This window comes from Mycobacterium sp. MFM001 (genome assembly GCF_003402475.1).
In the GTDB taxonomy this organism is placed as follows: domain Bacteria; phylum Actinomycetota; class Actinomycetes; order Mycobacteriales; family Mycobacteriaceae; genus Mycobacterium.
Map to the genome: position 1 here is coordinate 300,860 of NZ_BFAB01000003.1, position 12,408 is coordinate 313,267.

General features: G+C 68.6%; 9 protein-coding genes. All 9 read right to left on the minus strand.

The genetic code is table 11. The features are described 5' to 3' along the window. Window positions 1-18 precede the first annotated feature (18 nt). Complete coding sequence (gene rplU / locus MFM001_RS07640; protein ID WP_116374637.1) at window positions 19-330, minus strand: 50S ribosomal protein L21; 312 nt, start codon at window positions 328-330, stop codon at window positions 19-21. A gap of 141 nt (window positions 331-471) precedes the next feature. Continuing rightward, entirely contained in the window at window positions 472-3,171 is a 2,700-nt protein-coding gene (locus MFM001_RS07645) for an Rne/Rng family ribonuclease (protein WP_116374638.1), read from the minus strand. 411 nt (window positions 3,172-3,582) lie between these two features. After that, the gene (ndk, locus tag MFM001_RS07650) at window positions 3,583-3,987 is read right to left on the minus strand and encodes a nucleoside-diphosphate kinase (RefSeq protein WP_116374639.1); all 405 of its coding nucleotides are present in this window, start codon (window positions 3,985-3,987) and stop codon (window positions 3,583-3,585) included. A 22-nt stretch (window positions 3,988-4,009) separates the two neighbouring features. Next, window positions 4,010-4,387 (minus strand): DUF4233 domain-containing protein, encoded by a 378-nt coding sequence (locus tag MFM001_RS07655; RefSeq protein ID WP_116374640.1) that lies wholly within the window; start codon window positions 4,385-4,387, stop codon window positions 4,010-4,012. Beyond that, on the minus strand, window positions 4,384-5,766 hold the full coding sequence (locus tag MFM001_RS07660; RefSeq protein WP_116374641.1) for a folylpolyglutamate synthase/dihydrofolate synthase family protein: 1,383 nt from the start codon (window positions 5,764-5,766) through the stop codon (window positions 4,384-4,386). The genes MFM001_RS07655 and MFM001_RS07660 overlap by 4 nt, the downstream gene beginning before the upstream one ends. Continuing rightward, the gene (locus MFM001_RS07665; protein WP_116374642.1) at window positions 5,763-8,396 is read right to left on the minus strand and encodes a valine--tRNA ligase; all 2,634 of its coding nucleotides are present in this window, start codon (window positions 8,394-8,396) and stop codon (window positions 5,763-5,765) included. The genes MFM001_RS07660 and MFM001_RS07665 overlap by 4 nt, the downstream gene beginning before the upstream one ends. Window positions 8,397-8,452: 56 nt before the next feature. Further along, window positions 8,453-9,034 carry a DUF937 domain-containing protein gene (locus MFM001_RS07670; RefSeq protein ID WP_116374744.1) on the minus strand — a complete coding sequence of 194 codons (582 nt, stop codon included), beginning with the start codon at window positions 9,032-9,034 and terminating at the stop codon, window positions 8,453-8,455. A gap of 90 nt (window positions 9,035-9,124) precedes the next feature. Then, window positions 9,125-10,381 (minus strand): trans-acting enoyl reductase family protein, encoded by a 1,257-nt coding sequence (locus tag MFM001_RS07675; RefSeq protein ID WP_116374643.1) that lies wholly within the window; start codon window positions 10,379-10,381, stop codon window positions 9,125-9,127. After that, window positions 10,378-12,366, minus strand: coding sequence for a S9 family peptidase (locus MFM001_RS07680; RefSeq protein ID WP_116374644.1), 1,989 nt, complete (start codon window positions 12,364-12,366; stop codon window positions 10,378-10,380). Before MFM001_RS07680 ends, MFM001_RS07675 begins: the two co-directional genes overlap by 4 nt. Window positions 12,367-12,408: the final 42 nt, after the last annotated feature.

Sequence of the window (12,408 nt, forward strand, 5' to 3'; positions counted from 1 at the left end):
GTCGTGTCGCCTCCGCTGCTACTTGATGCCGGTGACCTTCAGGACCGTCAGCTGCTGACGGTGACCCTGACGCTTGTGGTAGCCGGTCTTGTTCTTGAACTTGTGGATACGGATCTTGGGGCCTTTGGTGTGCTCGAGCACCTCACCGGTCACGTTCACCTTGGCCAGCGCTGCGGCGTCGGTGGTGACCTTGGCGCCGTCGACCACCAGCGCGACCGGCAGCGACACCTTGGCGCCGGGCTCGGAGTCGAGCTTTTCGACCTTGACGACGTCTCCGACCGCGACCTTGTACTGCTTGCCGCCGGTCTTGACGATTGCGTAGGACGCCATCGGTACGTCTACCTCTTCTTCGGGCGCGCGCTACCCGGGGGCTGCGCGCGGTGGGTCTGGGGGATCGCCTAGCAGAGCCTGGCGACAACTGGTCAAGGATACGTGACCAGCGGCTACAGGATCAAACCGGCTCCGCCCCGGCTAGTCCTCGTGGATCGGGGGGCCCGCCGGCCGGGCCGCGGCGCGACGCCGCCGCGGTCGCTCAGCGGATGCGGCGACGGCGGGTTGGTCGGCCGCGTCCTCATCGTCGGAATCAGAGTCCTCGTCGAGGTCGTCGATGTCGAGGTCGTCCTCGTCGTCTTCGTCCTCGTCGTCGAGATCCTCGTCGATGTCCTCGTCGTCGTCGAGTTCGACCTCATCCTCGTCGTCTTCGGTTTCGTCGAAGTCGGTGTCGTCCAGATCCTCTTCGGCGACCTCGCGGGCAACTTCCTCTTCGACCTGCGTGTCGGGTTCGTCGGCAGCCGTCGGCGCCTCGGTGTCTTCGGTGTCCTCGTCCTGGCGGCCGCCGTTGGCCGCAGCCATCGCCTTGAACATCGGGTGCTCGCCGGGAGCGTGCGCAGGCACTTTGGCCACGGGCACCTCGTCGGCCTTGCCCTTCTTGGAGCGCCGGCCGCGCCGGCCGCCCTCCGACTTGCGACCCGTCGCCGAGGTGGAGTCGACAGGGTCGGCATGCAGCGTGATGCCGCGGCCGCTGCAGTGCGGGCAGGTGGTGGAGAACGCTTCGATCAGCCCGGTGCCCAGCCGCTTGCGGGTCAGCTGCACCAAGCCCAGCGACGTCACCTCGGACACCTGGTGACGAGTGCGGTCGCGGGCCAGCGCCTCCGTCAACCGGCGTAGCACCAGATCCCGGTTGGACTCGAGCACCATGTCGATGAAGTCGATGACGACGATGCCGCCGATGTCGCGCAGCCGCAGCTGACGCACGATCTCCTCGGCCGCTTCCAGGTTGTTCTTGGTGACCGTCTGCTCCAGGTTGCCGCCGGACCCGGTGAACTTGCCGGTGTTGACGTCGACGACGGTCATCGCCTCGGTCCGGTCGATCACCAGCGTCCCGCCCGAGGGCAGCCAGACCTTGCGGTCCATGGCCTTGGCCAGCTGCTCGTCGATGCGGTGCACCGCGAAGACGTCGGGCCCCTCCTGGCCGTCCGAACCGGGGGCCTCGTATTTGGTGAGCTTCGAAACCAGCTCCGGCGCAACCGAATTCACGTATTCGGTGATGGTGTTCCAGGCTTCGTCGCCGGAGACGATCAGCTCGGCGAAGTCTTCGTTGAACAGATCGCGGATGACCTTGACCAGCACGTCGGGCTCTTCGTAGAGCGCCACCGCGGCGCCGGCCGCCTTCTCCTTGGTTTCGGCGGCCTTGGCTTCGATCTGGCCCCACCGCTCCTGCAGCCGGTTGACGTCGGCGCGGATGTCTTCTTCTTTGACGCCCTCGGACGCGGTGCGGATGATCACCCCGGCGTCGGACGGCACCACCTCACGCAGAATTTCCTTGAGCCGCTGGCGTTCGGTGTCGGGCAGCTTGCGGCTGATGCCGGTCGACGACGCGCCCGGCACATACACCAGGTAGCGGCCGGCCAGCGACACCTGGGTGGTCAGCCGGGCGCCCTTGTGACCGACCGGGTCCTTGCTGACCTGCACGACGACGTAGTCGCCCGGCTTGAGGGCCTGCTCGATCTTGCGGTTGGCGCCGCCGAGGCCGGCGGCCTCCCAGTTGACCTCGCCGGCGTAGAGCACGCCGTTGCGCCCGCGGCCGATGTCGACGAACGCCGCCTCCATCGACGGCAACACGTTCTGCACGATGCCCAGGTAGATGTTGCCCACCAGCGACGCAGAAGCAGCAGAGGTCACAAAATGCTCGACGACGATGCCGTCTTCCAGCACCGCGATCTGGGTGTAGCGGGCGCCGGGGTGCGGGGGCTCGGTGCGGACCTTGTCGCGCACCACCATCACCCGCTCGACCGCCTCGCGGCGGGCCAGGAACTCGGCTTCGCTCAGCACCGGCGGGCGGCGCCGTCCGGCGTCGCGGCCGTCGCGGCGGCGCTGCCGTTTGGCCTCCAGCCGCGTCGAGCCGTTGATGCCCTGGATCTCGCCGCTGTCGCTTGCGGCGGTGTCCTTGTCGTTGCGGGGGGTGCGCTCGTGCACCACGGTGTTGGGCGGATCGTCGGGCGATGGACCGTCGTCGCCGTCGTCGCCGGACCCGGACTTGCGGCGACGACGGCGCCGGCGGCGGCGGGTGGCCGTCTCGGTCGCGTTGTTGTCGTCATCGCTGTCGGTGTCGTCGGCGTCGGTGCCCTCGGCGTCCGCGGAATCCTGGTCGTCGTCGCCGTCGTCGCCCTGCCCGCGGCTGTCCCCTGCGCCCTGCTCACCGCGTCCGCGGCCACGGCCGCGACGGCCCCGCCGGCGGCGCCGGCCGGCCGGGCGCTCGGCCTGTTCCTCGTCGCCTTCGTCGTCGGTCTCGTCGTCGTCCGAGTCCTCGTCGGCGTCGCCGGAGTCGTCGGCTACCTCGATCGGTTGCGGCGCGACGAACAGCGGCATGTACTCGGGGCGCTCGGCCGTCGTCTCCAGCATCAGCCGGGACTCGGGTTCGCCCGCCTCATCAGCCGGGGCCTCGGCCGCCGGCGCGTTAGCCAGCAGATCACGCACCCGGACCGCGTCTTCGCGGTCCACCGTGGAATGCGCGCTGCGGATCCGGCCGTCGAGCTCGGTAAGCGCGTCGAGCACGCGTCTGCTGGTCGTGCCCAGCGCTCGGGCCAGCGAATGGACCCTTAGCCGATCGGGCAGGTCCTCGTGCTGGGGCGCGTCTTCTGGAAGGTCTGAGGATGGGGCACCGTCTATCACGTAATCTCCTCAAGCCCCCGGGCGCGTCCTGCAGACGCGGCCACGCGAGGGCTTCGCTATGTGCCCGGGTCACTTCTCCCGGGCTTGTATTGGTCTCGCGCCGAGCGGCTCGTGTCGAACTCACTAGGCGCCGGTCTGAATGATGGCTGGACAGTCGGCGCCGCACCGCGGGTAGCGATGGTCGCGCTTGTCGAAGTCTTCATTCGGGTGTCGGAAGCCGGTCCGGCGACGTTCACCCGCGCTCCAGTATCCCACACGGTGCCGTCGTGTCGGAAAAAGTGCGCCAAAGCTAGAGCGCCAGACGCCAGCCCCACCGCTGCCGAGTCTGCGCCCAGGGCGTCCAGCCTGCGCTCAGAGTGCAAATCCGCGGCGAATGACGCTCTCAGCGCAGTCTCGACGCCCGAGCCTCTGTCAGCCAGGGAACCAGAGCGCGATTTCGCGCTCGGCCGACTCGGCCGAATCGGAGCCGTGCACCAGGTTGAACTGTGTCTCCAGCCCGAAGTCGCCGCGGATGGTGCCCGGCGCGGCCTTCTCCACCGGGTCGGTGGCGCCGGCGAGCTGGCGGACCGCCGCAACCGCTCGCGGGCCCTCCACGATGGCCGCGACCACTGGCCCCGACGTGATGAACTCCAGCAATGACGCGAAAAACGACTTGCCCTCGTGCTCGGCGTAGTGCTGGTGGGCCAGCTCGTCGGCGACGTTGCGCAATTCCAGCGCGGCGAACGTCAGCCCCTTGCGCTCGATGCGGCCGATGATCTCGCCTACCAAGCGTCGCTGCACGCCGTCGGGCTTGATCAACAGCAGGGTCCGCTCCACGGCGGAAAGCGTACCTGGCCAGTCACTCAGGGGGCGGTTGTTGGCCCGGCAACAGGCCGCGTCGCTGTCGACGCAGCACCTCGGCGCGGAAGTAGGCGATCAGCGCCCACACCCCGGCGAAGAGCAGCCCGATGAACCCGATCCCCGGATACACCAGGAAGCCGGCGATCGGCACCGCCTGCACCGCGAGATTCGCCCAGATGGCCCAGGACCGGCCCTGCACCCCGGCCAGCAGAACCAGGACCACGGCCAAGCCGATCAGATAGCCCAGTGCGACGGGCGTCAGCCCGCCGCCGACCGCGCCAACCACCGGCAGCGCCAGCAGCACCACGATCGCCTCGAGGATCAGCGTGCCAGCCATCACGCCGCGGAAGCTCTTCCACGGGTCCGGCGCGGTCATGCCGGGTCCTTCCCGAACAAGGTGCGGGCCGCGCCGGCGGTGACCACCGAGCCGGTGATGACGATCCCGGTTCCGGAGAACTCTTCACCCTCGGCGGCGGCCTCGTCGACCAGCGCGGTGGCGGCCTCGATGGCGTCGCGCAGGTCGACGGCGGTGAGCACCCGGTCCGGCCCGAACCGCTGCTCCGCCGTCAACGCCAGCGTCTCGACGTCCAGCGCCCGCGGAGATCCGTTGTGGGTCACCACGATTCGGTCCAGCACCGGCTCGAGCGCGGCCAGGATGCCGTCGACGTCCTTGTCGGCCAGCACGCTGATGACTCCGACCAGAAACCGGAAGTCGAACTCGTCGGCCAGCGTCTGGGCCAGCGCGGCGGCGCCGGCGGGATTGTGCGCGGCGTCGATGTAGACGGTCGGGGCGCTGCGCATCCGCTCCAGCCGGCCAGGGCTGGTGACGGCGGCGAACCCGGCCCGCACAGAGTCGACGTCGAGTTGGCGGTCCTTGCCGGCTCCGAAGAACGCCTCGACCGCCGCCAGCGCCACCGCCGCGTTGTGGGCCTGGTGTTCGCCGTGCAGGGGCAGGTGGACGTCGGAGTAAACCCCGCCGAGTCCTTGCAGCGTCAAAAGTTGCCCACCGACGGCGATCTGGCGGTCCAACACCGCGAACTCCGAGTCCTCCCGGGCGACGGCGGCGTCGGTCCGAACCGATTGCGCCAGAAGCACTTCCATTGCTTCGGGCCGCTGTCGGCCGATCACCGCGACGGTGTCGGACCCGGTGATGATGCCGGCCTTTTCGCCGGCGATCCCGGTGATGTCGTCGCCGAGGTAGTCGACGTGGTCGATGCTGATCGGGGTGATGACGGCGACGGGTGCGTCGATGACGTTGGTGGCGTCCCAGCGTCCGCCCAGCCCGACCTCGATGACGCCGACGTCGATCGGCGCGTCGGCGAACGCCGCGAACGCCATCGCGGTGAGCACTTCGAACTTGCTCATCGCCGGGCCGCCGGCCTCCTGCGACTGCTGGTCGATCATCTGCACGAACGGCTCGATCTCCCGGTAGGTTTCGACGTACTGCGCGGGACTGATCGGCTGCCCGTCGATCGCGATGCGCTCGACCGCGGACTGCAGATGCGGGCTAGTGGTGCGGCCGGTGCGGCGATTGAACGCGGTCAGCAACGCGTCGACCATCCGGGCCACCGAGGTTTTGCCGTTGGTGCCGGCGATGTGGATGCACGGATAGCTGCGCTGCGGCGAGCCGAGCAGGTCCATCAGCGCGTTGATCCGGGTCAGGCTCGGCTCGATTTTCGTTTCCGGCCAACGCTGATCGAGCAGGTGCTCGACCTGCAGCAGCGCCGCGATCTCGTCTGGCGTCGGAGCGTTCACATTGCGGCCAGGCGGCTGGTGATCCGGTCCACTTCTTCTTGGGCCACCCGCTGGCGGTCGCGGATCTTGTCGACGACGTGCGCGGGCGCCTTGTCCAAGAACGCGCTGTTGTCGAGTTTCGCGCTGGTGCCGGCCAATTCCTTTTGCGCGGCGGCCAAATCCTTTTCCAGGCGGCGCCGTTCGGCCTCGACGTCGATGGTGCCCGAGGTGTCGAGTTCGACGACGACGGTGGCACTACTCAGCCGGACTTCCAGGGACGCCGACGGGCTGAAGTCGGCGTCGGGCGCGGTCAGCCAGGCCAGCGACGTCACCGCAGGTACCTGGGCGCCCAGACCCGCCTCATCGATGCCCGACAGCCGGGCCGGCACCTTCTGCCGGTCGGCCAGGCCTTGGTCGCTGCGGAACCGCCGGACCTCGGTGACCAGCTTCTGCATGTCGGTGATCCGTTGTGCAGCAACAGGATCCAAGTCGATACCGGACGGCTGCGGCCAGTCGGCGATCACCAGCGACTCCTGTCCGGTGACCGCCTGCCACAGCGACTCGGTGATGAACGGGATGACCGGATGCAACAACCGCAGCAGCGTATCCAGCACGGCGGCCAGCACGGCGTTGGTGTGCGAAAGCCCGGCGGCCAGTTGCGTCTTGGCCAGCTCCACGTACCAGTCGCAGAACTCGTCCCAGGTGTAGTGATAGAGCGCCTCACAGGCCCGGCTGAACTCGTAGCGCTCGAAAGCCGAATCGACCTCGGCGCGAACCTCTTCCAGTCGACCCAGGATCCACCGGTCGGCGTCGGTCAACTCGTCGGGCAGCGGCGCCAGCGCTGCACCATTAAGCAACGCGAACCGCGTCGCGTTGAACAGCTTGGTGCCGAAGTTGCGCGACGCCCGGACATGGTCCTCCCCGATGGACAGGTCCCCGCCCGGGCTGGCGCCGCGGGCCAAGGTGAACCGCAGCGCGTCGGCGCCGAACTTCTCCACCCAGTCCAACGGGTCGACGCCGTTGCCTTTCGACTTGCTCATCTTGCGGCCGAACTCGTCGCGGATCAGTCCGTGCAGGAACACGTCGGTGAACGGCACCTGCGGACCTCGGCGCCCGCCCAGCGTGATGGCGTCATCGCCGCCGACGAAGGTGCCGAACATCATCATCCGGGCCACCCAGAAGAACAGGATGTCGTAACCGGTAACCAAAACACTTGTCGGATAGAACTTTTCCAGCTCAGGAGTGCGCTCAGGCCAGCCCATCGTGGAAAACGGCCACAGCGCCGAGGAGAACCAGGTGTCCAGGACGTCGTGGTCTTGCTCCCAGCCGTCGGGCGGGGTTTCGTCGGGGCCGACGCACACCTGCTCACCGTCCGGGCCGTGCCAGATCGGGATGCGATGCCCCCACCACAACTGCCGCGAAATGCACCAGTCGTGCATGTCGTCGACCCACCCGAAGAAGCGCGGCTCCAGGCTGGCCGGGTGAATCACGGTGTCGCCGTTGCGCACTGCGTCGCCGGCGGCCTTGGCCAGCGACTCCACCCGCACCCACCACTGCAGCGACAGCCGCGGCTCGATAGGCTCGCCGGTGCGGTCGGAGTGCCCGACGCTGTGCAAATACGGCCGTTTCTCGGCCACGATGCGGCCCTGCGTCGCGAGCGCTTCCCGCACCGCCACCCGGGCTTCGAAACGGTCCATGCCGTCGAATTGTGTTCCGGTGCCGGCGATTCGACCTTTGGTGTCCATGATCGACGGCATCGGCAGCTGATGGCGCAGGCCGATCTCGAAGTCGTTGGGGTCGTGGGCCGGGGTGACTTTGACTGCGCCGGTGCCGAATTCGGGGTCGACGTGCTCGTCGGCGACGACGACGAGCCGCCGGTCGACGAACGGGTGCGGCAGCGTGGCGCCGACGAGGTCGCGGTACCGCTCGTCGTCGGGATGCACCGCGATCGCGGTGTCGCCCAACATCGTCTCGACCCGGGTGGTGGCCACCACGATGCTGGGCCCGTCGGGTGAGCCGTAGCGGAACGACACCAGTTCGCCCTCGACGTCCTCGTAGCGCACCTCGAGGTCGGAGATCGCGGTTTCCAGCTCCGGCGACCAGTTCACCAGCCGCTCGGCCTGGTAGATCAGCCCGGCGTCGTAGAGCCGCTTGAAAATCGTGCGCACCGCGCGGGACAGGCCCTCGTCCATGGTGAAACGGTCGCGGCTCCAGTCCACGCCGTCGCCGAGCCGGCGCATCTGGGCGCCGATCGTGCCGCCGGAGTCACGCTTCCAGTCCCACACCTTCTCGACGAACAGCTCGCGGCCGAAGTCCTCTTTGGTCTTGCCGTCGACCGCGAGCTGCTTTTCCACCACGATCTGGGTGGCGATGCCGGCGTGGTCCATGCCCGGCAGCCACAGCACCTCGTAGCCCTGCATCCGCTTGCGGCGGGTCAGCACGTCCATCAGCGTGTGGTCCAGTGCGTGGCCCATGTGCAATTCGCCGGTCACGTTCGGCGGCGGCAGCACGATCGAGTACCCGGGCTTGGCACTGGTCGGATCCGCCGTGAAGTAGCCGGCGTCCACCCACCGCTGGTAGATGGTGCTCTCGACCGCGCCCGGATCCCAGGACTTGGGCAGGGCATCGGCGGCGCGGCTCGGGCTGGTCACCGGTCAATTCTATGGAGGGCGACGGCCCGCCTCGACGTCCGCCCTTGTGGGGCTGGTTACTTCTTGCCGAAAAGTCCGCCGAGGATGTCGCCCGCTTTGCTGCCGAGCGCGTCACCCAACACGCTGCCCAGCGACTTGTTGCGGCTGCCGGACATCCCGCTGATGATGCTGCCCAGCACGTCGTTGAGCGCGCCGCCGGACGCCTTCTCCTCCGCGGGCGCTGCCCCGCCCTTCTGCTGCGTCATCTGCTTGCCGATGTAGGCCAGCACGATCGGGGCCAGGATCGGCAACAGCTTCTGGATCAAGTCGGCGTTGCCGGCTCCGGAACCCGAGAGCGCCGCCGCAACCTGGCTGGTGTCGTTGCCGCCGAAGATCTTTGCGATCGCCTGCTGGCCCTGGTTCTCGTCGACCTGGTTGACGTTGACACCGGTGTCCAGCAGACCCCGGACGGCGTGGCTGCTGACCTCCGACTCGATCGCCGACGCGTTGTCGGGGTCCTGCGCGTTCTGGTGCACACCACCAACCAGCACCGGCACCAGCAACTGAACCGCGTTGTTGACCTCGGATTCGTCGACGCCGAGCTTGCCTGCAATGTCGCTCGTGGGAATTTGGGCGAAAAGATCATCAAGGCCGGCCATGGACACGTCCACCTAACGTTTCTCGATTGTGTAGTGAAGCGGTACTGACCCTAGTCCAGTTGATCTTGTCGGACAGCGGTTCAGCGCCGCTCAATTCAACCGCGCAGTGTCCAGCGACACCCCCGCGCCGGGGAACCGCGCCAACAGGGCGTCGCCCATCGCGGCGGCCGGCGTGAGCACGCCGCGCAGGTCGGAGAGTTTGTCGCGGTCCAGGGCCAGCGCCAGGCCACTCTCGCCGAGCAGCACCGACGTCGCCTTGTAGCCCGGGTCGCCCCGCTGCGCCATCTTCGCCACATAGCGCGCACCGGTGGTCGTGGTGGTGTAGGTCTCGGCCTGGTAGAAGCCGCGCTCACGCGTGGCCGCGCTGGGGCCGCTGCCCGGTTTGGGGGCCAACCGTTCGACCAGCCGTCGCGGAAGCAACCGGAAATAGCGGCTGCCCAGCGCAAAAGTTGCGTTGCCGACCCCGGTGACCACCGCGGACGCCGCCGGCGCCGCGAACGACGAGCCCACACTCATGTGTTCGCTGTAGCGGAACTGCCTACCGTAAGCCCAGTCCTGTAATGCGTTGCTGCGCCGCACAATTCGCGTGTTGTATGGCGCCATCAAAAATCCCGCGGTCCAGCTGCCGGCCAGCTCCGGTGCGATGTCGCGACCACGGCGCCTCGGCAGATCGGGCTGCGGGCCGAGGTCCGGTTCCGCGGAGCGGTCGGGACTCAGCGTGTACGGGTCGTCGAGCTGGCGCCGCGCATCGGGGTCGTTCGACGCGGTGTCCATCACTTCCATCATCGAGGCGATGGTGCCGCCGGAAAGCCCACCGGAGAACCGCCGCAACACGAAGTCGGTGTCGGCGAGCTGACCGGTGCCGTCCTCGCTGACCGCCCGATGCAACGCATACACCGTCAAATCCGAAGGGATGGAATCGAATCCGCATGCATGCACAATCCGCGCGCCGGTGTCGGCGGCCTGCTTGTGGTACAGGTCGATGCTGTTGCGCACGAACATCGCCTCGCCGGTCAGGTCGGCGTAGTCGGTGCCCGCGGCGGCGCAGGCGCCGACCAGCGGCAGCCCGTAGCGGGTGTACGGCCCTACCGTGGTGATGACCACCTGCGTCCGCGCCGCCATTGCATCCAGCGTGGACGGCGACGAGGCGTCGGCCTCCAACAGCGGCCAGGATTGGGCCGCGGCGCCCAGGGTTTCGCGCACCTTGGCCAATCGCTCGGTCGAGCGTCCGGCCAGCGCGATGCGGGCGTCACCCCCTGCGCTGGCGAGGTATTCGGCGGTCAGCCTTCCCACGAAGCCCGTCGCCCCGTACACGACAATGTCGAACTCTCGCTGGGTTCCTGTCACGGCGCCGACGCTACTCCCAGGATTTCGGGCAACTCGCCGGTCTCCCCGAGCACATGTTCGGCCAGGAACGCCAGCACCACCTGATACCAAATCTTGGTGTGCTGCGGCGCCACCACCCAGTGGTGCTCGGACGGAAAATACAAGAACCGGTGCGGGCTGGTGCCGTCGTCGGCGGCGGGCAGGCCGGACTGCGCGAGCAGCTCGTACCACAGCCGCAGCGCTTCGCCGATCGGCACGCGATAGTCCTTGTCGCCGTGGATGATCAGCATCGGAGTGGTGATCGCCTCGACGAAGCGGTGCGGTGAATGCGCGGCGGTCATCTGCGGGGTCATCTCGCGACGCCAGTAGTAGGCCACGTCGGTGGTGGGGCCGAATTGGTCGAGCGCCCACAGACTGGCGTGCGTCACGATCGCGGCGAACCGGTCGGTGTGGCCGGCCACCCAGTTGGCCATGTAGCCGCCGAACGACCCGCCCATCGCGGCCGTGCGGCCGGCGTCGATGCGCGGATGCCGGCCGGCGGCGTCGCTGGCTGCCATCAAGTCCTCGAACGGCGGCCCGCCCCAGGCACCCCAGCCACGCTGAACGAACGCCTGCCCGTAGCCGGTGGACAGCGCGGGGTCGGGCAACAGCACCGCGTAGCCCTTGGCGGCCATCAGCCACGGGTTCCACCGCCACGACCAGCTGTTCCAGCTGCCCAGCGGCCCGCCGTGAATCCACAGCAACAGCGGCGCCGGCGCGGTGTCCTCTGGCAGCACAAGCCAGGACCGCACCGTCGCGCCGTCCGGCGCGGTTGCGCTGAGTTCTGTCAATGTTCCTGGCAGCGTGGGCAATTCGACACACGGCAACACGGTGACCGCGCCGCCGGGATCGATCCGCACCGGGTGCGGCGGCGTCGCGTAGGAGCTGCGCAGTGCGAACAGCACCCCGCCGGGGGCGGCGACGACGTCGGTGTAGCCGAAATCGTCATTGGTGAGTTGGGTGACGGCGCAGCTGGCGACGTCGACCGCGAACACCGGAATGCGCCCGGCCTGGTCGGCGGTGACGATCAGCGCGGCGCCGTCGCTCGACCACGTCACCGTGGCCGGCCAGCGGTCCCAGTCCTCGGCCAGGGTCACCGGCTGCTCGCCGAACCGTAAGCATTGCAACGTCGTTCGAGGCGCGCGCTCCGGTGTGGAGATGGTTTCGCGGGTGAACGCCACGGCCGACCCGTCGGGCGAGATCGCGGGATTGCCGAGGTCGGCGTCCGGATCGTCCGCGATTACGCTGCGTTCGCCGGAGGTCAGGTCGATGCGCATCAGCACCGACCGCTGCGCAGGTCCGGGACTGGCCACCCGCCACGTCGTCACCAGGAACCGGCCGTCGGCGCTGATGTCGAAGCCGGCCTCGCGCAGCGCCCCACCCGGATTCGGGGTCAGGTCGCGCGGGCCGGACGCATCGAAGAAGTGCGGCTGGTCGGGGCCAAGATCCTTGTCCCAGAAGCGAACCGGGAATCCGGCGTGCAGGATCGCGGTCACCTTGGAGTCCTTGCGCAGATCCCGCAGCCGCCGATCGTCGTCGACGCCGTCGGCCGAAGCCAGCAGCGGCGCCGCGATCACTGCCGCGTCGGCGTCACGCGCGGTGCGCACCACACTGACTCCCCCGGGCATGCTGAGCACTTCCACCGCTTCGCCGCCGCCCGCAGGCAATCGCCACAGCGAGGCCGGCGGCTTCTCGTCATCCGATGTCGGCCGCGACGACACGAACAGCAGGTCGCCGTCGACGGTGAAGGCCGGCGACGACTCACCGTGCGCGCCGCGCGTCAGTCGGCGCGCGGGCGCCCGGCCGGCCGGATCGACTTCCCAGACCGCGCTGATGTACTCGGCGCGCTTGTCGTCGAGTTCGGCCACCGTGGTCACCAGCCGGGACCCGTCGGCCGACACGGCCAGGCCGGAAACCCGCGGCAGCGCGAGGTAGTCGTCGAGATCGTCGAATGCCGTTGCCGTCATCCGTCTTGGGTAGCACAAGCACCCACCCGATAAGTTCGGCCG